Below are 23412 nucleotides of genomic sequence, written 5' to 3' on the forward strand. Positions count from 1 at the left end.
CCGACACGGTCGGCGGCTACCGCGACCCCTCCAACACCCGCCGGTCTCTCCGCATCGCCACCATGACACAGAAGAACGCGCGACGGTTTTGTGCTCAGATCTGCGCGACAGCTGACGGCGGAGGGTGGGAATCGAACCCGGGTCCTTCAACCGCACTGGTTAGCGGGAGCATCGCGGCAGCAGTCGGGTCCGATGGGCGTCAGCCCGCGTACATCGCCTTGGTGAAGTCCGTGCGCGGTTTCCAGTTGGCGAACATGAAGTCGTTCTCCTCGACCTTCGCACCCTTCGTCTTGGCGGCGGCGAACGCCCGGTCACGCTCCTTGTTCGACTTGTCCGACAGCTCCTTGAGCGCCTTGCGGACGTCCGCGACGTCACCACTGAAAGCGCCCTGCACTATATCGCCGAGTCCCGGCTTGACGTCCTTGGTCTCCCGCTGGACCTTGGACACCTCGGGGTTCTTCGCGACCGGGATCGGCGCCACGAAGCACTCGTCCTGGAATCGGTCGATCAGCTTCTTGTACGCCGGGTGGACGTCGGCTTTCTCCAGCACGGACAGGTCGGCCGGCGGCTGGTCCATCCGGGCCGCCAGCCCGGCCGCGTACTCCGGTGTCAGCAGCCTTTCCAGCACCTTACTGGCCAAATCCGCTCTGCCGGACTTGCCGGACACCCAGAACGCGCCGCCCTGCGGGCCGCGGTACGCCGTCACGGGCATCCCCTTGTCCGGCACCAGCATCGGGCCGACGTCCAGCTTGTCGGAGAACTTCGCCATGTCCTGCTTCACCACCCCGGCGCACCAGGGTCCGTCCATGTAGTACACCGCCGCACCAGTCGCCCAGCGGGCCCGGGCCACCTTGTCGTTCATGTTGTTGGTGCCGGGCATCAGCAGGCGGTCCTTCTGCAGCGACAGCATGAACTCGATCACGCCGACGTACGGATCGGAGTGGAACACGTACTCGCCGGTCTTGAAGTCCTGGCCAAGGTTGCCGCCGAACCCGGCGGCCTGGGCCATGAAGTGCGTCTGCTCGGCGATCCGATCGGGCTGGCCCAGGTTGTTGATCCAGCCGTGCGCGTCACCGGCCTTCTCCTGAGCTGTCTTCGCGGCGGCCCGGAACTCGTCGTAGGTCTGCGGCGGATTCGCCGGGTCCAGCCCGGCCTTCTCGACCAGCTCCTTGTTGAACCAGATCGCCGCCCAGTACTGCCGGGCGTTGAAGATCGGGAAGCTGTAGAGCTTGCCATCGATCGAGGTGACACCCTCGATCAGCGTGCTCTTGTCGATCTTGGCCTCAGCCTCCGGCGACAACTGCAGCGGCTGGTACCAGCCATCGGCGATCAGTGCCGGGATCGGAAGCTTCAGGCCGACGTTGGAGTGCACGTCCGGCAATTGGTTGCTCTGCCGGGCCAGCTGCAACGCCTCGCCCATCTTCGCAGTCTGGTGCAGCGTGTACTGGACCGAGATCCCGGCGTCCTTCTGGACCGCCGCGAACGTCTCGGCCTGCAGCTCCTTCAGTGGATTGAAGTGATCCCACCACTTGATCGACTTCGCACCGCCACCTGCCGACTTACCCGACCCAGCGCCGTCTCCGCAGCCGGTCAACATGGCGCCGGCAGCGGCCATGCCACTCAACTGGAACAGACCACGCCGACTGATTTCAGCCACAGCTCATCCTCCTCGACTCCCACGCCACGGCAGGGAGGTGCCGGTGCCGACCGTTATACCGCACTTTTACAACGCTGCAAATGGCGCGCGCCCACCTCCAGGATGTGAGCCACTCTTGGTGCTACAACGCTGTAAACCTCAGCGGGTCAGGTCATTGACACCATCGGCGAGCCTCCCTAGCCTGCTGCCAGATGTTTCTAACGTTGTACAACTGCTTTCCTCACATCCGAGGTGACCGACCATGCACGGACTCCGCCCCGCGCTGTGGTGTCTGCTCGCCAGCGCACTGACCACCGCACTCCTGACCGCTTCCGCCGCGACCGCACCGGTTGCCGCCGGCTCCACGTCGTACGACGCAGCCAACTCGGAGCCCGCGGCATCGATCGACGTCAGCGAGGAGAAGATCGCACCACCGGTCACCGACCTGCTGGCCGGCGTCAACCACCGATGGCCGCAGAACGGCCTCGGGATGTGGGACGCCGCTAACGACAGGCCGTCAGCCGACATGGTCGAGTTGTCCGAACGACTCGACATGAGCATGATTCGCTACCCGGGTGGAACGGTGGCGAACCTGTTCCGCTGGAAGCGCGCGATCGGCCCGCAGTCGCAGCGGCAATGTCAGACCGGCGGCGGCTTCGTCGGCAACCAGCAGCCGATGGACAGCGTGTACGGCGTCGAGGAGCACTTCCGGTTCGCCGAGCAGATCGGCGCGCAGACCCAGATCATGACCTCGTCGGTGCAGTCGGTCCAGGACGCCGCCGATTTCGTCGAGTACCTGAACGCACCGGCCAGCAGTAATCCAGGGGGCGGCACGGCCTGGGCGGCGGTGCGAGCGGCGAACGGCCACCCGGCGCCGTACGGCGTGAAGCTCTGGGAGATCGGCAACGAGCTCTACCTCGGCAACCAGGTCTACTGGCGGGCCCAGGACCTCGCCACCCGGGTCCGGCAGTATGCCTTCGGCGGCACCGAACAGAAGACCGGCGAACCGGTTGGACTCGACTGCGACAACCGGGACAGTGCGTCGATCAGCACCGGCCGGCCCGGGCAGCTGATGAAGGTCAGGTGGGCACCGGCGGTGCCCGGCAGCCAGACCATCAAGGTCGCCGGCCAGCCGTGGCGGCAGGTTGCCGACCTGGCTCAGGCCGGCCCCGCGGACCAGGTTTACCAGTTCGAGCCCGCCTCCGGGCAGATCCGGTTCGGCGACGGCACCCACGGCGCGGTGCCGCCCAAGGACAGCCAGGTCACGGCCGACTACGTGTCCGGACCCCACCCGGGCTTCGTCGACTACTACCGCGCGATGAAGGCGGTCGACCCGTCGATCTCGGTCTGCACCGCGTGGGAGAAGACCGAGTGGATCGAGCTGATGGGCAGCGAGCATCCGTACGACTGCATCGCCCCGCACCTGTACGGTCATCCGGTGCTGGGCGGCAGTACGGCGGAGATCCACGACCGCTGGTTCGCCGATCCGGCCCGGGACGCGCACGCGGTGATGGCCGAACTCCGCGACCTTGACGCCGCGCTGGACGCCGAGTTCGGGCAGAAGCCGAGCCCCAGGCGGCCGTTCATCGCCGTCACCGAGTGGGGTGTGATCGCCCAGGCCGGCACCGGGCCGCCACCTGCGGGCTGGGCGAACTCGGTCAGCTGGACGCTCAACGCCGCGGACATGCTCGGTGAGATGATCGAGCACGGCGTCAAGATGATGGATGTGTCGAACCTCAACCGCGAGGTGCCCACGCCGGGCGAGCTGTTCGGCGGTGCCCCGGACTTCCACTGGACCGGCCGCGCGAACCTGATCAAGCTGTTCACCGAGCTGATCGGGACCACCCCGGTCGAGGTCGAGACGAACCAGGTCCCGACCGCGAGTACCGGTGACTACCAGGCGCTCACGGCGTACGGGACCCGCGGCAACGATGGTGTGACCCGGGTAGTCGTGGTGAACCGCGACAGGCAGCAGGCACACACCGGCACGATCGTCAACACAGGCGGCAAAGGACTGGCCGACGTCCACGTCCTCACCCACAACGGTCCGGATATCGCCAGCGTCAACACGCCGGCTGACGAGTCCGTCATCGCGACGACCGAGTCCACCAAGGTCGCCAAGGCCCGATCAGTCCTCCACACCTTCGAGCCCCACTCGGTCACCCTCCTCGAGATCAGACCACGCCGATAACCGCCGGGCCGGTCTCTCAGACGGCTAGGGCCGGGAAGACGTCGGTGACGTCCTTGGTCACCAGGTCGTGAAGCTGGGTGCGGGTTTCGGCGTACGACGGGTCGGCGGCGAGGTTGACCTGCTCGTATGGGTCGTGGTCGTGGTCGAAGAGTTCGTCGATGTCGCAGGAACGGAACACGTACCGGTAGCGCGGCGTGCGGACCGATAGGTTGATCGCGTCGGTCCGCACGTCCCAGGTCGCCGGGTCGCGGTGCTCGCCGTGCGCGTTGTCGGGCTCCAGGTCGTAGAGCACTGTCTCGGCGGTGACGTAGTCGCGGGTCGGCGCGGCGTCCGCGGCGCCGACCATCGAAGCGAACGAGCGACCATCGTGCTCGTCCCACCACTCGACTCCGGCCAGCTCGGCGAGCGTCGGCGCCACGTCGACCATCGAGACGAGGTTGGCGTTGCGGGCGGCGCCGGCGTCGGGGTGGGTGACCAGCAGCGGCACCCGCAAGGCCTCCTCGTAGTGCAGCAGGTGGCCCTTCTCCATCAGCCGGTGCGCGCCCATCATGTCACCGTGGTCGCTGGTGTAGACGACGATCGTGTTGTCCAGCTCACCGGCGTCCCGGAGGTGGCCGAGGATCCGGCCGACCTGAGTGTCGACCAGCGCGCACAGACCGAGGTAGTGCGCGACCACCTCGACCCAGCCCGGCTCGTCCAAGTCGGTGAACTTCTGCGCGAACTTCGAGTTCCGGACCTCGGCCGGCCGGGAATCCCAACCGGCGCCGAAGCTTGCCGGTAGCTGGACAGCCGCCCGGTCGATCAGTCTGTCGTACGGCGCCGGCACCACCATCGGGAAATGTGGCGCGTTGAAGGAGCAGGCCGCCAGCCAGGGGCGGTCGTCCGGCGCCCGCCGCAACGCCGCCAGGAACTGCTCGGTCTGCCAGGTCTCGAGGAAGTGCTCCTCGGGGATCTCGGCACTGGCCCGGTGCGGCGCGGCCGGGTCGGTCAACGAGTCCAGATCGGCCGGAGTGAGGTTCTCGATGTGGTCCGGCACCAACTCGTAGCCGTGGTCGGTGACGTAGCGGCGATAGTCCTCGATGTAGCGGCCGCGGTCCCTGCCGTCGAGCACGGCCGGCACCGCGGAAGTGTCACGCCAGCCCATCCGCGCCGGCGTCGTCCCCGGCACGTGCCACTTGCCGGTGTAGATGGTGTGGTACCCGGCGGCGGAGAAGCCCGCGGCGATCCCCCGATCGGCCAGCGAGGGCGCGATCCCGCGCCAGTTGCCGAGCACGTGGTGGTGCCGGGGCATCAACCCGGTCCACAGGCTGGTGCGCGACGGGCAGCACAATGGGAACGGCACGTAGCTGCCATCGAACACCGTGGCGTGCTCGGCGAGCACATCCAGGTGTGGTGTGCGGGCTGCGAGATTGCCGGTGCAGCCGAGCGTGTCCCAGCTCTGCTCGTCACTCATCAGCACCAACACGTTCGGCCGGCGGCCCCCGGCCTGGCTCACGCGCGCCATCCCTGCTCCGACGGCCGGCCTGCCCCGCCGCGGCCGATGAGGATCACGTCCCGCGGGACCACGCCGCACCTGCCCGCCCATTCGTCGTACGCCGCGGACAATTCCGCGACAACGGCCGGTTCGGCGGCAGCACGGTCGTCGAGCTCGGTCCGGTCAGCGGCCAGGTCGTACAGCTCCCAGTCGGCGGGATACTTGCGGACCAGCTTCCACCGACCACGGCGGATCGCGGCGTTGCCTTCGTGCTCGAAGTACAGGGTGTGTCCGGACCCATCACCACCGCGCCAGGCGTCGAGCATCGAGGACCCCTCGGGCGCGGGCGCGGTTCCGTCTGCGCTCGGATGCTCGGCTCCGGTGATCTCCAGCACCGTGGCCATGATGTCCGGCAACTGGTGCGGCACGTGGGTGATCACGCCCGGCTCCAGGCCGGCCGGCCAGCAGGCCACGAGCGGCGTCGAGATCCCGCCCTCGTGCACCCAGTGCTTGTACTCGCGGAACGGGGTGTTCGACAGGTTCGCCCATGGCCGCCCGTACGACGAGAAGACCTCCTGACCACCGGGTACGGCGTCGTCCCAGCCGGTCGCCTCGTTGCCGCGGCGCACCCGGCGACCTGCCCGGGTCCGGGGCCGCAGGTAGAGCGGGCCGTCGTCCAGCTCGTCCACCCAGCTCGGCAGCAGATCTTCCGCGCAACCGCCGTTGTCGGACAGGAACATGATCAGTGTGTTCTCAGCCCGGCCGGACGTTTCGAGCGCAGCCAGGATCCGGCCGACCCCGGCGTCCATCAGCTCCACCTGGGCGGCGTAGACCTCCATCCGGCGAGCGTGCCACTCCTGGTCCTCGACGTCGTCCCAGGCCGGCACCTCCGGGTCGCGCTCACTCATCGGCCAGGACTCGTCGAGGATGCCTTCGGCGAGCAACCGGCGATGCCGTTCGGGCCGCAACTCGTCCCAGCCCGCGTCGTACCGGCCGCGGTACTTGGCGACCGCTTCCGGCGGCGCGTGCAGCGGCCAGTGCGGAGCGGTGTAGGCGACGTAGAGGAAGAACGGGTCGTCCGGTCGCTCCCGGTCGTGCTCGACGCAGAACGCCGCGGCCGCGTCGCTGATCGCGTCGGTGTAGTAGAAGTCGCCCCCCAGCTCGGTCACCGGCTCCTCGCCGCGGACCAGAGTATTCGGGTCGTAATAGTCCGACGCGCCGATGATCGTGCCGAAGAACCGGTCGAACCCACGCCGGGTGGGCCAGGTGTCGTTCGGCTCGCTGACCTCGCCGGTCAGGTGCCATTTGCCACTCATGTACGTCGAGTAGCCCGCCTCGCCGAGCACCTCGGCCAGGGTCGGGCAGCTCCGGTCGAGCGTGCCGGGATAGCCGTACGGCCGGTCGTCGTCGGTGAGGATGCCGATGCCGGTCTGGTGCGGATGCAGTCCGGTCAGCAGGGACGCCCGCGAGGGCGAACACCGGGCGGTGTTGTAGAACTGCGACATCCGCACACCCTGGGCTGCCAGCCGGTCAAGATTCGGAGTGGTGATCTCGCCGCCATAGCAGCCGATGTCGGAGTAGCCCATGTCGTCGGCGAGGATGACGATCACGTTCGGGCGCTGACTCATTGGCGGCTCCTGTCGAATCCGAGGATCCCTTGTGACACAGGGTTTACAACGCTGCGTACATCGTTGTACAACCGAACCGTACCCGAGCCGGTTGCCGAGGTCCACACCTCAGCGCCCCACCCGAAGGGAGACGCCCGGTGCCAGACCGCCGGCCAGCGATCCTGCTGATCACCACCGACCAGCTTCGCCGCGACGCGATCGGCTGCTACGGCGCGACCGCGGTCGCCACCCCGCACCTGGACCGGCTCGCCGGCGCCGGGACCGTGTACGACCAGGCCTACACGGCGAGTCCGTGGTGCCTGCCCAGCCGCGCCGCGCTGGTGACGGGCCTGTACCCGCGCAATCATGGTGCCTACAGCAACTTCCGGGACCGGAGGCTGTCCCCTGCGATACCGAACCTGTACACGGAGTTGAAAGGCCTCGGCTATCGCACCGGACACGTCGGCAAGTGCCACTTCGCCCCGGTGCCGTACGGCGCGGCCCGGCCGGACAAGACGCTGCCGTACGACGACTTCCGCGAGTACTACCTCAGCCTCGGTATCGATCACCTCGACCTGCAGGACGACAAGCAGGTCTCGGTGTGGTTCGGCGACGACTACGCTCGCGAGCTCGCTGACGCCGGCCACCTGGCGTCGTATCGCGAACAGGTATGGAACGCCGCCGCGAAGAAGGTGTTCACGTTCCCCGGCCCGGTCCATTGGCACCCCGACGCCTGGGTCGGGCGGAAGGCGACCGAGCTGATCACGGCACACACCGGCGACGAGCCGTTGTTCGCCTGGGCGTCGTTCAGCGGCCCGCACTTCCCCTTCGACCCGCCGGCCGAGTACCTCGACCGGGTCGATCCCGACGCGACCGGCGAACCCGTACGGCGCGACGGCGAGTTCGACGACCCGGCCCGCATCCATCACCGCAGCTGGAAAGGTTCAGTCAAGGGCTGGATCGAGAGCGGCGTGAACTCCGAGCACACCGACGAGTACTGGCGCCGACTACGGCACCACTACCTGGCGAACGTGGCCCTCATCGATGATCAGATCGGTGCCGTGATCGCCGCCGCGGAGGAACGCTTCGGTGACGAGCTGGTGGTGGTCTTCAGCTGCGACCACGGCGAGATGCTCGGCAACCACGGCCTGTGGGGCAAGGGCAACTGCTTCTACGACGACGTGCTCCGCGTACCGCTGATCCACCGGCGAGCCGGTCGACGACAGACCGGCACCCGGTCGGACGCGCTGGTCAGCCTGGTCGATGTGTTCCCGACCCTGGTGGCGGCCGCCGGCGGCTCGCCCGCGCCGGTCGACGGCCACGACCTGGACGGGCCCGGCCATCAGCACGTGTTCGCTGAGGGCGAGGGCTTCAGCGTGGTCACCGACGGCCGCCACAAGCTGGCCACGGTGCGCAAGGCGGGCACTGAGCACACCGAGATGTTCGATCTGAGCCTCGACCCGTACGAGTTCGACGACATCGCCGGCGAACCGTCGTACGCCGAACAGCAGCGCGACCTGCTCACCGCCACGGTGGCGGCGTACATGGACACGCTGCTGCCCTAGCCTCACGACGCTAGCGCTGTCTGGGCAGCTCCAGCACGGTGACGGAGTGCGCGGCGAACTCGTACTCGAAGTCGTCCGCGCCGACCGTCAGACCACTGCGTTCGAGCTGCACGTCATCGGGGTTGTCGATGCCGTTGAACGACGTGAAGTCGTCCCCGGCAACCGTCGAGACCGCCGCCTGTCCGGTGTGCCGGAAACCGGCCGGCACCACCTTCGCGGTCACCGCCTGGTCCGGGTGCCGGTTCACCACCACGATCCGGAGGTTGCCGTCGGCACCGACCGCCGCGGTCGACGTCAGTGCGTCGTACGACGGCCCGAACCCCGGCTCGGGCTCGACCGGAGTGACCTGTGGGTTCTCGTGCACGGTCGTCCGCACCGGTCGGCCACCGGCCCGCAACACCGGTGCCAGTTGTTCACGCACGGTCGCGTCGACCGTATAGGCGTAGTTGGTAGGTCCACCCAGAACCGCCCGGAGGCCGCCCGGCGCTTCCGAGATCAGCGTGTTGCCCAGCACCCACGGTAGCCCCAGCTCGGCGTACCGGGTCCATTGCGAGGCCATATAGGTGGCGTGCGACATCGCGGTTGTCCAGGACGGGTAAGACGACACGTTGCCTTGTCCACCGAACCAGAGGGCGCCGAACTCCGAGATCGCGACGTAAGCCTCGCCGGTGCTGTGCTTGGCCACATCCGCCTTCAGATCGCGCACCAGCCGAGTGGCCCGGGCCTCTCCCAGCATGTGCTCGTCGTGGCCCTCCCGGGCGGTCTCCCAGTCGGCGTCCCCGAAGTCGCGCAGGAAGTTCGTGTACGGGTGGATCACCACGCAGTCGTAGTCGTCCGGGCGGCCGGCCTGCGCCATCAGCTCGGCGAAGGAAGCTCCGCCCAGCCCACTGGCCGTGGTGACCGGCGCCCAGGTGGCGCACACGTCGATCGACGGGTCGACCTGCTTCATCGCGTCGTAGAAGTGGACGAATCCCGGCTTCGGCCCGGCGGTGTAGTCCGCGCGGAGGACCGCGTCGTCCGGCGGGATCGCGCCGTGCACGCCGTCGCCGAAGCGGACCGCCCCGGTGACCGGGTCGAAGGTGTAGACCGTGTCATCCGGACCGGCGGCACTCAGGTCCGCGACCGCTGTCCAGGCCGCGCCACCCACCTCGATGGTCTGCGATCCCGGAACCGCCGGCGGATAGAGCAGCTCGAGCTGCTGTCCGGGGGTTCCATCACTCCTCGACGCCGCCGGCCGGCGGTCGCATCCACGGGCCAATCGCTGGTCGACCTGTGCCTGGCTGCCGCCGAACGCGTACTGCCGGGCCGCGACGGCGGGGGCGGTGCTGCGCCAGTAGTTCTGCGCGTTCACCCGGTCCGGCTCGTTCCCGATCTCCCAGAACTTCACCCCGTACGGCTCCGGGTGGCCGTTGTCCGCTCGCCGCTGTGCCCAGGCGACGCCGCCGCGCGGGTTGGTGCCGACCGGCGCGTTCAGGTACTCGACCCAGTCGGCCGCATCGGCCGGAGTCGAGTTCGACATCGGGGTCATGATCTCCGGCTCGGTGCCGGTGGCCTCGACGAACTCCATGTACTCGTCCGGACCATAGACGCTGTCCAGTACGCCGGCGCCGCCGTTGGCCCTGCCGTCGGTCTGGCATCCACGCTCCGCCGTAGGCCCGATGCCCTGCTTCCAGTCGTACAGATTCGCCGAGGTGCCACCCGGGAAGCGGACCATGCCGAGCCCGGTGCGCCTGGTCTTCTCGACCACGTCCGGGTTGGGAGCGTCGGCGACCGGGTCCCACAGCCCATGCGAGTTGCCGAACCACTGATCGATGTTGGTGCCGGTCAGATAGGGCGACAGCGGCGCGAGCAGCTGCGTCGACTGGACCAGCACGATCGGCGGTTCGTCGGACGGAGTGCTCGCTCGGGCCGGGCGGTCGGCCGTGCCGGCCAGACCGGCGGCCACCATGCCGCAGGTCACCAGCGCGGCGGCTGATCGGAGGACGAAGGGACGGGTTCTTCGGTCTGGCACCATGAATGACTCCCAATCCAACTGCTGCTGCTTATATCGTTGTAAACGCTGGTTTAGCAGCTCATCCAGGCCTCGGCAAGAACTCGTGTACGACGTTGTACGCCGAACTCTGTACAACGTTGTTACTCCCGCGCATAATCACATCTGCGCCGGGGCGGACCCGGCATCCGCAGGAGGCAACGCATGCGTCGATTCGCCCTCACCGTCGTCATCGTCACCCTCGTGGCCCAGGTCGGCCTGGCCGGGGCCACGGCGGCCGATCCCCCCGAAGTGACGTCCACGTACACGAACCCGGTGACCGCGAGCTTCACACGCAACTTCGCCGACCCGGCCGTGATCCGCGGCCGGGACGGCTACTGGTACGGCTACGCCACCAACGGCCGGCGGACTCCAGGCGACGAACGGCACCTGATGATGATCGCGAAATCCGCCGACCTGGTGCACTGGGAGTACGTCGGAGACGTGTTCACCCCGCAGACGATGCCGCGCTACGACGGCCGCGCGGAGACGGCGAACCGGCAGTTCTGGGCGCCGAGCATCAAGTACTTCGGCGGGCGCTATCTGCTCTACTACTCGTACGTCGTCAACGACGGCGCCGACCAGATGTGGCGGGCGATCGGCGTCGCGACCGCCGACCACCCTGCCGGTCCGTGGACCGATTCGGGCAGCCCGGTGACCGGGCCGGAGACGTGGGAGCCGCGGCCAGGCACGACGGCCTGGCGCAACGTGATCGACCCGGACGTGTTCACGGGGCCCGACGGCCACCGCTACCTGTACTACGGCTCGGTGCTCGGCGGCGTCCGAGTGGTCGAGCTGTCCGCCGACGGGCTGCACACGGTCGGCGAACGTACGCAACTCACGCCGGAGAACCGCTACGAAGCGGCGTACGTGGTGAATCGCGCCGGCTGGTACTACCTGTTCCTGTCGGTGATCGGAGGGTGCTGCGCCGGCCCGGTCTCTGCGTACCCGGTGGTGGTGGCGCGATCCCGCAGCCCACTGGGGCCGTTCACCGATCGCGACGGGCAGCCCGTCTCAGGCCGGCACGCCGGCGGCACACCGGTGCAGGTGCCGAACGGCAACCAGTGGCTGAGTCCGGGGCACAATGCGATCGCCACGGACCTGTCCGGGCAGGACTGGCTGGTCACCCATGGCATCGATCGGGCGGCGCCGTTCGTGGCCGGCACCGAGAACGCTCGTGGTCTGATGATCAGCCGACTGGACTGGATCGACGGTTGGCCGGTCGCCAATGGAGGTCGCGGGCTGCCCGCCGGCGCGGCGCCCGGGCCCCACAACGACACGATCGTCGCCGACGCCGTGACCGGACCCGAGCTCAGTGACGTGTGGGAGCCGGCCGACGGCTGGACCGTCCGCGCCGAGCCCACCGGCGGCTACCTGCGCGCCGGCACAGCGGCCGGTCAGACCGTACTCGCCACGGACGCACCTGCCGACGGAGACGTGCGCGGCCGCGTCGCTGTCCGCCTCGGGACCGGAGACCAAGCCGGCCTGGTCCTCGCCCGGCACGGCTCCGGTGGCGGGATCACAGCGCTGATCGACAAGGACCGCCAGGCGCTCGTGACCTCGGCGCGGGTCGGATCCCGGGAGGTCCGCGCCGAGTCACCGTTGCCGGCGTCGTTCCAGTACGGCGACTGGCATGAGCTCACCGTGGAACGGCGGGGCGAGCGGGTGCATGCCGAGGTCAGTGACGCCGGACTGTACGACCCGGTGGCGCAGGTCGACCTGACCGTCCCGGCCGGCCTCGGTGCCGGACCGACCGGTTTGGTTGCCAAGGGCAATGGCGGGGCCGTCGCCGACTTCGACGACATCACCGTGGCGCGCCTGTATCGACCGGTGACCGACCTGGCACCGGACCCGGAGGTCGGCCAGCTCGATCCGGCGTACAGCGAGGAGTTCCACCAGCCGCTGGGCGACGCCTGGCGCTGGGTGCGATCCCCCTCCGCCGTCGTCGTCGACGGCCGATTGACACTGCCACTACAGACCGAGACGCTGATCGACCAGCGGCCGAAGGCCGACGACGACGCGTCGTTGTTGCTGCGCGACCCGCCCCCAGGCGAGTGGACAGCCGAGACCAAGGTGACCGTGCCGTTCGGCGACACCCTGCCCTACGGCTGGCCGATGGCCGGGCTGATCGCCTACACCGGCGACGACGACTGGGTGCTTCTGGGCTCCGCGACCCGGGTCGACCCGCGCTATGTCACGTTCGGGACCGAGCTGACCTACGACGGCACCGCGAAGTACGGACACGCCGCGATCGGTCCGCAAGCGGACAGCATGTGGCTGCGACTTCAGCACCGGGTCGACCCCGGCAACGGCGAGCACGAGTACCGGGCCGCAACCAGCATCGACGGCCGGAACTGGCTCTGGCACGGAGTGCGGACCCTCCCGGCCGGCCCGCAGCCACAACTCGGCCTGGTCGCGATGGACCGCGACCACGACCCCACCGGCGCCACGAACAACCTCAGCGCCGGCTTCGACTACCTCAGATTCCACCGCCCCTGACACCGATCACGCATTCCATCGTCCCGCCTGAACGAGCGAAGGAGCTGTCTCGATGAGCCGGCACACGACAGCCACCATCGGCGTCCTCGGTCTCGGTCTCGTCACCGCGTCCGGCCACCTCGGCATCGCGGCGGCCGAGACCGTGACCGGCGCAGGTGTCGCCACCAGGCCGAACGTGATCATGATCCTGACCGACGACCTCGGCTTCGCCGACACCAGCCTCTACGGAGGCAGTGTCGACACGCCGAACATCGCCGCTCTGGCCCGCGCCGGCGTCAGTTTCTCCGACGGCTACGCCGCGGCGCCAGTGTGCGCTCCGTCCCGGCTGGGACTGATGACCGGCCGGGACCCGGCCCGCTGGGGCGGGGACAGCAACGTCTCCGCGCGTCAGCTGCCGGTCGACCTCACCGGTGACCGGGCACCGGGTCCGACGATGGGCAAAGTCCTGCAGACCTCCGGGTACTCGACGATGGCGGTCGGCAAATGGGACCTGTCCGGCATCACCCGGTTCATGGGCGAGGACGAGGTGCAGGACAAGCCGAACCTGCCGCACACGCTCGGGTTCGACAGGTTCTACGGCATCCTCGCCGGCCTCGCGCAGTACTGCCCGGAGAACGACAACGCGACCTTCGAGTGGGATGCCGCCGCCGGGCGTTACCTCAGCCAGGACCCGGACCAGTACCTGACCGACGAGTTCAGCGCGCAGGGCGCCGACTTCGTCAGCGAGCACGCAGGCCGGGACGACCCGTTCTTCCTCTACTTGTCGTACAACGCGCCGCATGTGCCGCTGCAGACCCGGTCGGAGTGCTCACTGCCGCCGCCGATCCAGGACGAGCGGGACCGCTACGAGGAAATGGTGCGGATCGTCGACGAGGGGGTCGGCCGGGTGATGAACTCGCTGGATGCCGCCGACGGCGTCATCGGCAACCACAGCACCGACCCGAACGTGCGGAACACCATGGTTGTCTTCACCTCCGACAACGGACCGGAACACGAGTGGGAGACCGGTGAGCTGACCGGTCGCAAGTACACCACCTTCGAGGGCGGCGTCCGGGTGCCGTTCGCGATGACCTGGCCGGCCCGGATCCCGGCCGGCACGCAGTACGGCGAGATGGTGAGCGCGCTCGACCTGCTGCCCACCTTCGCCACTGCCGCTGGGGCGCCTTGGGACGACGGGGACAGGCAGGGAGTCGACCTGGTGTCTCGGGTTCTCACCGGTCAGCCGGCGCACGACAGCCTGCAGTGGCGCTACTACGGCGACAACGTCAAGGGCGGCGTCCCCATCGGCACCGCCCGGCTCGCGGTCCGGTCCGGCCAGGTCAAGTACCTGCGCGACGTCACCCCGACCGGTGACGTCAGCGAGCACCTCTTCGACTTCGGTCGCGACTACGACGGCGATGGGGCTCCTGACGGTCACACCGAGCGGCACGACGAGGTGGACAACCCGCAGTACGCCCAGCGCAGGCAGCGGTTGATCCATACTTTGCAGGACTGGACCACCCAGCTGTCACTGGACGAGCCGTTCGAGGTCTTCCGCTCGGCCACCGGCCTGCCGGACGGCTACGCGGCGTACGGGGGAATGTGGAGCCAGACCGATGACGCCAGACTACGAGTGACCACCGATGCTCCGGTGCATATGACGGCACCGGCGACGTTCTTCCGCGACAGCAGCAGTGAGGCCGACGTTGAGCTGTCCGGTGCTGGGGCGGCCGCGCTGGTCACCCACGCCGGCACCGGGCCGGCCGGCACGACCGCCCAGCTGCGACTGAACGGCTACCGCACCGAACTGGTCACCGGCTCAGACGTCGTACGGCTCAGCCGGCTCGAGGACGGCGTGCCGACGGTAGTTGCCCGCGGCACCCTGTCGGCGGCGGTCCACGCCGGCACCACGTACCGGCTGCGAACCATCCACGCCGGCAGCCGGATCGAGGTGTACGTCGACGGCGCGAAGGTGCTGAGTTGGCGCGACAACCAGCCGCACGAAGGCGGCAGCGTCGGCCTGCACGCGAGCGCGACTGCGACGTTCGACAACCTGCGGGTCGGCAACTGACCACGCGTTCGTCCGAGCGAGCCGCGACCGCGTCAGCCGGTGTACATGTCTTTGGTGTAGTCCTTGCGGGGCTGCCAGTTGACGAAGGCCCAGTCGCTCTCGTCGACCTTCGCACCGGCCTTCTTCGCCGCCGCGAGGGCACGCGCCCGCTCCTTCTCCGAGGCGTCGGTCAGCTTCTTCAGCGCGCCGCGGATGTCGGTGACGTCGCCGGAGAACATGCCGCTGACGATCTCGCCGAGGTTCGGTTTGACGTCCTTCGCCAGCTGGACCACCTTCTGCACCTCCGGGTTGCGCACCACCGGCACCGGCTCGACGAACACGTCCCGGTCGAACCAGCCCACCACCTTCTTCCAGGCCGGGTGTGCCTCGGAGTCGGCCACTACGCTCGGATCCAGCGGCGGCGGACCCATGCCCTTGCAGATGTCGGCGTAGTACTCCTTGGTGGTCTGGTAGGCGAGCAACTTGGTCGCCGCGTCCGCCTTCTTCGACGCCGCGGACAGGAAGTAGAACCCACCCTGCGGTGCCCGGTACGCCGTCACCGGCGTGTCCGCCTCCGGTACCAGCATCGGGCCGACATCGAGCTTGTCGAGGAACTGCTTGGCGTCCTTCTCCGTCGAGCCGGGACACCACGGTCCGTCGAAGAAGTAGCCCGCCACGCCGGTGGCCCAGCGGACCCGGGCCACCTGATCGTCCAGGGTCTGCGATCCGGTGAACATCAGCCCGTCCTTCTGCAGCGACAGCAGGAACTCGATCACGGTGAGGTACGGGTCCGAGTCGTAGGCGAACTCACCGGTCCTGAACAGCTGGCCGGCGTGGTTCGCTCCCCCACCGGTGCCCTCGAAGCCCGCGGCCTGGGCCATGAAGCCGACCTGCTCGGCAACCCGGGCCGGCTGGCCGAGGCCGAAGATCCAGCCGGTCGCCCGGCCGCCGCCCTTCTCCTTGACGGCCTTGCACGCGACCCGGAACTCGTCGTACGTCTTCGGCGGGTTCGCCGGGTCGAGCCCGGCCTTCTCCACCAGTTCGCGGTTGAAGAAGTTGGCCGCCCAGTACTGCTTGGTCGCGGTGATCGGGACAGTGTAGACCTTGCCGTCGAGCGTGTGGATCCCCTCGACCAACACGTCCTTCGGCAACCGGCCGAGCGCCTCCTCGCCGAGCTCGATGGGCTGGAACCACCCCTCCTTCACCAGCGCCGGCAGCGGCAGGCCGAGCCCCGCGGTGCTGTGTACGTCGGGCAACTGGTTGCTCTGCTTGGCCAGCGTCAACGCCCGGCCGAGCTTCGAGGTCTGGTGGTGGGTGTACTCCACCCGCATGCCGCCGGACTCCTTGGCGAACTTCGCGAAAGCCTTCTCGTTCGCAGGGCGGATGTTCGGGGTGTGGTCCCACCAGACCAGCTTCTGACCACCACCGCCCGTGCCGCCGGAGCCGCCGGAATCGCTGCAACCGGTCAACCCAGCGACCGCCGCAGCGCCCGCGGTGGCGAGGAATGTACGTCGATTCACAGGTGTCATCACTGCTCTCCTGTCCGCTCACGAAACGCGGCCCGCGACGACCATGGCCTGTTGCCGTCGTCGTGCCGCAGAGGTGCGTACCAGTTGTGCTCGCAACGCTTGGGCAGGTAGCGGTACTCGGGCAGGTCGTCGGTGACCCGAAGCGCCCACCACAGCAGCTCCTCCACCAGCCCGGCGCGTACCTGCTCGTAGGCCGGCTCGCCCCACAGGTTGTCCAGCTCCATCGGATCGGCCCGCAGGTCGTAGAGCTCGCCGCGGCCCAGCACGTCGTACAGCAGCTTCCACTGACCCCGGCGCAGCATCCGCGTGACTCCGCTCTGGGTCACCGAGTTCAGGCAGTCGTACTTGGTGCCTTCGTAGTCGAAATGCAGCGGCGGCCGCTCGTCCACGCCGTACGGCAGGCCACCGAACCCACCTTCGCCGTACATGCTCGCGAACTCGGCCGGCGGGTACGGCGATCCGGTCACGACCGGCCAGAAGCTCCGGCCCTGGACCCCGTACGGGATCGGCTGCCCGAGCGCCTCGCACAGGGTCGGGAACAGATCGACCAACGACACGAAGTTGCTGTCGTCGACCCGCTGCTCGACCCCCGGGCCGGTGACGAAGAACGGGATCCGCATCAGCGCCTCCGGCAACCCGGCACCCTTACGCTGCAGGCCGTAATCGCCGACGTAGTCGCCGTGGTCGGAGACGAAGACGAACAGGGTGTCCTCGGTCAGACCGGCGCCGTCGAGGTGCTCGTACAACCGCTGGATCTGTTCGTCGAGCAACCGCAGCATCCCGCAGTACGACGCCCGGTAGCGGCGCCACAGGTCGTCATACCCCGGCCGCTTGGACTCCACCAGCCGGCGAAGCCACAGCCAGTCGCCGCCCTTGCGTTCCGCAGCCTCCGGACCGCAGGCACGGTCCGGCACCGACTCCGGCGGGAACATCGAGAAATACGGCTCCGGCACCTGGTACGGGTTGTGCGGCTCCGGGAACGACACCCAGAGGGCGAACGGCCGGTCCGGATCGCGCTTGTCGATCGCCTCGATCGCGTCCGACACGATCCGGTGCGGGAACTGGGCCTCCAGCGCGAACGCGGTCGGCGCCAGCGCCGGGCCGTGGTCGATCGACTTCAGCCAGGCCGCGAAGGCCTCGTCGGTGGCGCCGTCCGGACCGTCGCGGCGCGGGCCGCCCTCATGGCCGAACGGTCCGGACCACTGGTCGAAGTCTGGCTCCCGGCGGTACATGTGCGGCTTGCCGGCGAACATGGTCTGATGCCCCGCGTCGCCGAGCATGTCGACCAGGTCGGTGGTGCGGTAGACGGCATCGACGGCGCTGTTCTGCCGGACCCGGTGTGCGGACGGGTAGCGGCCGGTGAGCAGGCTTGTCCGCGCCGGTACGCAGGCCGGCGTCGGGGTGTACCCATTGGTGAACCTGGTGCCACGTGCCGCCAACCGGTCGCAGAACGGCATGGTGTCGAGCGCGAACCCCTCACCGGCGGTGAACCCCTGACGGTGCTGGTCGGTCATCAGCAGCACGACGTTCGGTGTCGTCATCGGCGGCCTTCCCGCTGCGCCCGGCGCCAGAACACGTCGACCGCTTCGGATGGAGTCGCTGCCGACGGCTGGGACACGACCTCGTCGGCGACCAACTGGCCGTTCGCCCACACCGTCGCCCGGTAGTCGACCGCGCTCAGGTGCAGTACGACGCGACGCCCGTCGGCTCGAGCGATGGCGACGCTGCGGCGGTACCGAACCACCGCGTGGAAGCCACGGTCGGCGATGCCGGACAGCTCCGACTCCGGCGGATAGGGAGCCGTGATGGTGCGGTCGAACCCCGCTTCACCGTCGGGCGCGGCGTCGTACCCGAACTCCCACTCACCACACAGGTCCAGCCAGCCCTCACGAACCCGATGCGGCACAGGTGGCAACTCAGTCGACGTCACAGGTTTCCTCATTCGCTCTACTTGTACATCTCGGGTCCGTAGTCCATGTTCGGCGTCCAGTCCGGCCAGGAAGGAACGTCTCGTAGGTCTCACCATCACCAGTACCCCTCTCTGGGCTGGCTGCGGTCCTCGGTGGCGACCAAGACATCGAGCAGCATTTCCTGCATCGACAGGCGCACGTGCGTGTGTTCGGGGTCGTCCCAGAGGTTGGTGAGTTCGTGCGGGTCGGCGCACAGGTCGTAGAGCTCGCCGGTCCGATCCCGGCTGGTGACCGGAGCTCCGTGGTGTACGACGGCCTTCCAGTGGTCGTGCCGCAGCATGGTCGTGTAGACCCCGGGTTCGTACGGATGACTGGAGTTGCGGTGCTCCGACAGCGCCCAGCCTCGGAATCGCTCCCCGTCGCCGCGGAGCAGTGCCAGTAGGCTGCGACCCTGGTGATTCGGCACCGGCGGCAGCCCGGCGGCCTGGATGAACGTGGGCGCGAGATCGATCCACTGCACGAGTTCGTCATGACGGCGGCCGGCCGGAACCACGCCAGGCCACCGCACGATCAGCGGCACCCGGACCGCGCAGTCGAACATCATCGGGCCCTTCAGCATCAACTGGTGATCACCGAGCATCTCGCCGTGGTCGCTGGTGAACACCACGATCGTGTTGTCGGCCAGGCCTTGCTCGTCGAGCACATCGAGAATCCGCCCGATCTCGTCGTCGACGAACGTCACCATCGCGTAGTACGCCGCCCTGGCCTGCTGCACCTCCTCCGGGGTGTACTCCGCGAAGCCCTTCGCGTGGCCGGCGTACGACCGTTTCGAGGCCTCGGCGTAGATCGCCGGTTTGGTGTCCAGTTCCTCCGGCGCGCCGACCGGCTTGCTGATCGCGCCGGCGTCGTACCGGGCCAGGTACTCCGGTGGCGCCTCGAACGGATGGTGTGGGTCGAAGAAGTTGGCCACCAGGAAGAACGGCTTGTCCGGGTCGCGCCCGTCGCGCAGGAAGCCGATCGTTTCCTCCGCGGTCCATCTGGTCAGGTGTGCCTCGGCCGGCAGACTGCCGTACTGGACCGGCGACGCCGGGTCGCGGGCCTGGTCGTACAACTCCGGGAAGCGCTGCTCGAGCCAGCGGTGGTACTGGTTCTCCGGCGACTCGTGGCCGGCGTCGTGCGCCCAGCGGAACAGGCGGAATCCGTCGTCGTGCCGCTGTTCGGTGCGGCCGTCGATGCAGGCGGCCAGGTGGAACTTTCCGACCAGGCCGCAGTCGTAGCCGGCGTCGGCCAGGTCCCGGGTGAAGATCCGCTCGCCGGCCGGCAGGCTGACGCCGTTCGCCCACAGGCCGTGCGAGTGCACGTAGCGGCTGGTCATCAGGCTGGCCCGGGACGGGGCACAGACCGGGTTCTGCACATAACACTGGTCGAACAGCGCCCCCTGCTCGGCCAGCCGGTCCAGGTTCGGTGTCGAGATCTCGTCGTTGCCTTGGGCGCCTAGTGCGTCGTATCGCTGTTGGTCGGTGCAGAGCAGTAGGATGTTGGGTTGGTTCATTGCTTCACCGCGCCGGCGATGCCTTCGACGAAGTACCGCTGGAGCAGGATGAACAGCAGCACGACCGGGAGTAGTGAGATCACCGCGGCGGCGGCCATCCCGGACCAGTCGACCGAGTTTTCCCCGACGAAGGCGAGCATGCCGACGCTGAGGGTGCGCAGGTCGGGCCGGCTGAAGCTGAAGACCAGTGGCAGGAAGAACGCGTTCCAGGTGGCCAGAAAGGTCATCAGGGTCACGGTGGCGGTGATGGGAACCGACAGCGGCAGCATCACCCGGAAGAACAGTGACAGGAAGCCGGCGCCGTCGACGATCGCGGCCTCCTCGAGCTCGCGCGGTACCTGCCGGAAGTAGCCCAAGTACAACAGCACCGACGCGACGTGCGCGCCGCCGCTGAGAGCCAGGATCATTCCGCTCAGCGAGTTCAGCAGGCCGAGCCGCTGCGAGATCTCGACCACCGGGATGATCGTGTAACCGGTGGGAACGAACAGTGTGGCGATCAGCACCGTCAAGATGATCTTGCGGCCGCGGAAGTTGTACCTGGCCAGCACGTAGCCGGCCATCGCGCACCGGACCACCACGATCACGACCGTGACCACGGTGACGATCACGGTGTTCAGCAAGTACTTGCCGAAGCCCGCCTCGGTCCAGGCGCGCTGGTAGTTGTCCCAGATCGGCGTGTCCGGTAGCAGTCCAAGACCGGAGGCGAACACCTCCAACTGGTCCTTCAACGAGGCCGACAACATCCACAGGAACGGGTAGATCCACAAGAAAGCGGCACCGGCCAAAAACAGCGCGACCAACCAGTACGGCAGCCGACGCAGAACCCACCCCGGCGTCCACCGATTGTCGCCCGCCCTGCGCCCGGACCGTCGTACCGCGGTCACGCCAGTCGCCGTCATCGCGAACCTCCAGCCTTCCGGGCGGCCCGGATACCGAGCAGCTGGAACAGGCCGAGCACACACACGAACAGACCGAACAAAACCGCCGCCGCGGAGGCCAGCCCCAACTGCGGCACGGTCGCCGCGAAAGCCCAACGGTAGATATAAATCTCGACCACCTCGGTGGAGAAGAACGGCCCGCCGTTGGTCATCGTCAACATCAAGTCGAACACCTTCAGCGTCGCCTCCAACGTCAACAGCGTGATGATGATGGTGAACGGCTTCAACAGCGGCATGGTGATGCTGCGCAACATCGCCAGCCGGCCCGCGCCGTCGATCTGCGCCGCCTCGTAGACCTCGTCAGGGATGGTCTGCAACGCCGCCAACCAATAAATCAGCGTCACACCGAACCACTTCCAGCTATACACACCGACCACAGTCCACAACGCGGTCGAGGAATCACCGAGGAAATTGATGCCCTGGTCAACCACCCCCAACTTCACCAACAACCGATTGATCGGGCCATCGGCCGGATCAAACACGAACTGCATCACCACACCCACGATCGCGGTCGTGGTCACCACCGGCAAAAAGAACGCAGTCCGAAACAGATTCCGCAACGGCAACCTCGGCGAGTTCAACAACAACGCAACCAACAACGACGCCACCACCTTCAACGGCACCGCCGCCACCGTGAACAACGCCGTGATCCTGAACGAGTTCCAAAACAACGGATCGGCCAAAACCTCACGATAGTTCCGCAACCCAACCCAGGTCTTCGACTCCTCAAACCCATTCCACTCCACAAACGAGAACCAGTAACTCGCAAAGATCGGATACACCGTATACACGCCGTACAACACCACAGTCGGAATCAAAAACAACCAGATCCACAACGTCGTCCGCACCCCGCCACCCCGCTGCGGAGGCTGGTTCTTGCCCGGCGCTGCCACGGTGGCCTCGCGGCTCTGGACGGCGGCCGTCATCGCCGTACTCCTGACGCCGGCCCTGACAATGACCGGCGATCGGGCGGTGGTTGTGTGCTGTTCACAGGTCTGCCCCTCGGTGACGTCCGGGATCAGGGTAAACTTCTAACGTTGTACAGATCTGTGTATATAACGTTGTACAGCCCGCCGTAAAGGGCTTGTCACCGCAATCGGGCCGACATGAGCGCAGCGTTCGGAGCGCATCGTGTATAACGTTGAGAACGGAACGTTGGCGATCACGCGGGCACGGACCGGCCGGGTCGTCGCAAGGGCGAGGAGAACCAGGTGCGGACCCGACTCAAGGACGTCGCCGAACGAGCGGGCGTGTCGGTCAAGACAGTGTCGAACGTGGTGAACGACTACGTACACGTTTCGCCGGAGCTGCGGGCCAAGGTGACACAGGCGCTGGAGGACCTCGGCTACCGCCCCAACCTTTCGGCACGCAACCTGCGCCGGGGCCGGTCCGGCATGATCGCGCTGGCACTGCCCTCGGTGCACGGACCGTACTTCAGCGAGCTCGCGCATCTGATCGTCCGGGAGGCCGAGCAGCACGACCTGACCGTGCTGATCGACTGCACGTACGGCGAGCTGACCCGCGAGCAAACCGTGGCGGAAGGCTTCCGCACCCATCTCATCGACGGGATCATCCTGTGTCCCTGGCAACTGGGCGCCGCGGACCTCCGCAAGCGTGAGGACACCACGCCGCTGGTGCTGCTCGGCGAGCGAGTGTCGTACGGCGCGGACGCCGTCGCGATCGACAGCCGCGCGGTCGGCCAGGCAGCCACCGAGCACCTGCTGTCGATCGGCCGGCGACGGATCGGCGTCATGCGGCACCTCCCACGGAACACCGGTGGAGTGGTCGGCAAGATCCGGTTGGACGGCTACAAGCGAGCCCTGGCCGCCGCCGGCCTCGAGTTCGACCCGACCCTGGTCGCCTCTGTCGACAGAGCGCACGGTCTGGACGCAAAGGTCGCGACCGATGCGTTGCTCGACCTGCCGGAGCAGATCGACGCGCTCTTCTGCTTCAACGACGAACTCGCACTGGTGGCGATGCGCCGGCTGTACGAGCGGGGCTACCGGGTTCCGGACGACATCGCGGTGATCGGGGTCGACGGCATCGCCGCCGGTGCCACCATCACCCCGACACTGTCCACCATCGTTCCGGACAAGCAACAGATCGCCGCCGAGGCCGTGCGGATGCTGGTCGAGCGGATCGAGGGTGAGCCCGACGACGGCGCACGCCGAGTGAAGGCCGGATTCACCCTGCTGCCGCGAGAGAGCACGATGGGCCTGAAGCGAGTCCGGCGGGGGCCCCGCCGGTCGACAAAGCAGGCCGCCCGGAGCTGAAGCCATGATGTCCAGGCTGGACACACCGCATTGCGGTGCGCCCGGGCCCGCCCAGCCGACCGATCCGCTGCCGACCGCGCAGGAGCCGATCGCACCCAAGACCGGAGCCGCAGCGGGGCTGCAACAGCCGGTACCGGTGCCGGCCGGGGGGTTCCGGATGGGCGACCCGTTCAACGTGTG

Annotated in this window: 15 protein-coding genes; 5 read left to right on the plus strand and 10 right to left on the minus strand. The window is 68.0% G+C overall.

What is annotated here, in order from left to right:
* Positions 1-199 precede the first annotated feature (199 nt).
* Entirely contained in the window at positions 200-1657 is a 1458-nt protein-coding gene (locus E1218_RS24810; RefSeq protein ID WP_132324156.1) for an ABC transporter substrate-binding protein, read from the minus strand.
* Positions 1658-1898: 241 nt separating this feature from the next.
* On the opposite strand from E1218_RS24810, the gene E1218_RS24815 reads away from it, so the two are divergent.
* On the plus strand, positions 1899-3827 hold the full coding sequence (locus tag E1218_RS24815; RefSeq protein ID WP_132324158.1) for a hypothetical protein: 1929 nt from the start codon (positions 1899-1901) through the stop codon (positions 3825-3827).
* A gap of 16 nt (positions 3828-3843) precedes the next feature.
* Here E1218_RS24815 and E1218_RS24820 read toward each other — a convergent pair whose 3' ends face one another.
* Complete coding sequence (locus E1218_RS24820; protein ID WP_165949404.1) at positions 3844-5322, minus strand: sulfatase-like hydrolase/transferase; 1479 nt, start codon at positions 5320-5322, stop codon at positions 3844-3846.
* Positions 5319-6929: an arylsulfatase gene (locus tag E1218_RS24825; protein WP_132324162.1), complete on the minus strand. Its 1611-nt coding sequence runs from the start codon at positions 6927-6929 to the stop codon at positions 5319-5321. The genes E1218_RS24820 and E1218_RS24825 overlap by 4 nt, the downstream gene beginning before the upstream one ends.
* Before the next feature lie 137 nt (positions 6930-7066).
* Between E1218_RS24825 and E1218_RS24830 the strand changes: the two genes are divergently transcribed.
* Positions 7067-8473: a sulfatase family protein gene (locus E1218_RS24830; RefSeq protein ID WP_165949405.1), complete on the plus strand. Its 1407-nt coding sequence runs from the start codon at positions 7067-7069 to the stop codon at positions 8471-8473.
* Between the two features lie 10 nt (positions 8474-8483).
* Here the strand turns inward: E1218_RS24830 and E1218_RS24835 are convergent, their stop codons facing one another.
* On the minus strand, positions 8484-10487 hold the full coding sequence (locus tag E1218_RS24835) for an alpha-L-arabinofuranosidase C-terminal domain-containing protein (protein WP_132324166.1): 2004 nt from the start codon (positions 10485-10487) through the stop codon (positions 8484-8486).
* 180 nt (positions 10488-10667) lie between these two features.
* Here E1218_RS24835 and E1218_RS24840 point away from each other — a divergent pair, with 180 nt between their 5' ends.
* Both E1218_RS24840 and E1218_RS24845 read left to right on the plus strand, forming a co-directional pair.
* Complete coding sequence (locus tag E1218_RS24840) at positions 10668-13001, plus strand: family 43 glycosylhydrolase (protein ID WP_132324168.1); 2334 nt, start codon at positions 10668-10670, stop codon at positions 12999-13001.
* Positions 13002-13053: 52 nt separating this feature from the next.
* Positions 13054-15051 carry a sulfatase-like hydrolase/transferase gene (locus E1218_RS24845; protein WP_132324170.1) on the plus strand — a complete coding sequence of 666 codons (1998 nt, stop codon included), beginning with the start codon at positions 13054-13056 and terminating at the stop codon, positions 15049-15051.
* A 32-nt stretch (positions 15052-15083) separates the two neighbouring features.
* On the opposite strand, the gene E1218_RS24850 is transcribed toward E1218_RS24845, so the two are convergent.
* The 6 genes from E1218_RS24850 to E1218_RS24875 form a co-directional block, all read right to left on the minus strand.
* Entirely contained in the window at positions 15084-16559 is a 1476-nt protein-coding gene (locus tag E1218_RS24850; protein ID WP_132324172.1) for an ABC transporter substrate-binding protein, read from the minus strand.
* Positions 16559-18100, minus strand: a complete 1542-nt coding sequence (locus tag E1218_RS24855; protein ID WP_132324174.1) for a sulfatase family protein — start codon at positions 18098-18100, stop codon at positions 16559-16561. The genes E1218_RS24850 and E1218_RS24855 overlap by 1 nt, the downstream gene beginning before the upstream one ends.
* The gene (locus E1218_RS24860; protein WP_132324176.1) at positions 18097-18489 is read right to left on the minus strand and encodes a hypothetical protein; all 393 of its coding nucleotides are present in this window, start codon (positions 18487-18489) and stop codon (positions 18097-18099) included. The genes E1218_RS24855 and E1218_RS24860 overlap by 4 nt, the downstream gene beginning before the upstream one ends.
* 95 nt (positions 18490-18584) lie before the next feature.
* Positions 18585-20021 (minus strand): sulfatase-like hydrolase/transferase, encoded by a 1437-nt coding sequence (locus E1218_RS24865; RefSeq protein WP_132324178.1) that lies wholly within the window; start codon positions 20019-20021, stop codon positions 18585-18587.
* A complete protein-coding gene (locus tag E1218_RS24870) occupies positions 20018-20920 on the minus strand; it encodes a carbohydrate ABC transporter permease (RefSeq protein WP_132324180.1) in 903 nt (300 codons plus the stop codon). The genes E1218_RS24865 and E1218_RS24870 overlap by 4 nt, the downstream gene beginning before the upstream one ends.
* The gene (locus E1218_RS24875) at positions 20917-21885 is read right to left on the minus strand and encodes a carbohydrate ABC transporter permease (RefSeq protein WP_132324182.1); all 969 of its coding nucleotides are present in this window, start codon (positions 21883-21885) and stop codon (positions 20917-20919) included. The genes E1218_RS24870 and E1218_RS24875 overlap by 4 nt, the downstream gene beginning before the upstream one ends.
* A gap of 285 nt (positions 21886-22170) precedes the next feature.
* Here E1218_RS24875 and E1218_RS24880 point away from each other — a divergent pair, with 285 nt between their 5' ends.
* Positions 22171-23232, plus strand: a complete 1062-nt coding sequence (locus E1218_RS24880) for a LacI family DNA-binding transcriptional regulator (RefSeq protein ID WP_132324184.1) — start codon at positions 22171-22173, stop codon at positions 23230-23232.
* The last annotated feature ends 180 nt before the right edge of the window (positions 23233-23412 follow it).

Origin of the sequence: Kribbella turkmenica, assembly GCF_004348725.1 — a bacterium.
Taxonomy (GTDB): domain Bacteria; phylum Actinomycetota; class Actinomycetes; order Propionibacteriales; family Kribbellaceae; genus Kribbella; species Kribbella turkmenica.

Bases quoted from the DNA above. Each gene is read 5' to 3' on its own strand.
- E1218_RS24815 (WP_132324158.1), top strand. From the start codon at position 1,899: ATGCACGGACTCCGCCCCGCGCTGTGGTGTCTGCTCGCCAGCGCACTG.
- E1218_RS24825 (WP_132324162.1), bottom strand. From the start codon at position 6,929: ATGAGTCAGCGCCCGAACGTGATCGTCATCCTCGCCGACGACATGGGC.
- E1218_RS24835 (WP_132324166.1), bottom strand. From the start codon at position 10,487: ATGGTGCCAGACCGAAGAACCCGTCCCTTCGTCCTCCGATCAGCCGCC.
- E1218_RS24840 (WP_132324168.1), top strand. From the start codon at position 10,668: ATGCGTCGATTCGCCCTCACCGTCGTCATCGTCACCCTCGTGGCCCAG.
- E1218_RS24845 (WP_132324170.1), top strand. From the start codon at position 13,054: ATGAGCCGGCACACGACAGCCACCATCGGCGTCCTCGGTCTCGGTCTC.
- E1218_RS24850 (WP_132324172.1), bottom strand. From the start codon at position 16,559: ATGACACCTGTGAATCGACGTACATTCCTCGCCACCGCGGGCGCTGCG.
- E1218_RS24855 (WP_132324174.1), bottom strand. From the start codon at position 18,100: ATGACGACACCGAACGTCGTGCTGCTGATGACCGACCAGCACCGTCAG.
- E1218_RS24865 (WP_132324178.1), bottom strand. From the start codon at position 20,021: ATGAACCAACCCAACATCCTACTGCTCTGCACCGACCAACAGCGATAC.
- E1218_RS24870 (WP_132324180.1), bottom strand. From the start codon at position 20,920: ATGACGGCGACTGGCGTGACCGCGGTACGACGGTCCGGGCGCAGGGCG.
- E1218_RS24875 (WP_132324182.1), bottom strand. From the start codon at position 21,885: ATGACGGCCGCCGTCCAGAGCCGCGAGGCCACCGTGGCAGCGCCGGGC.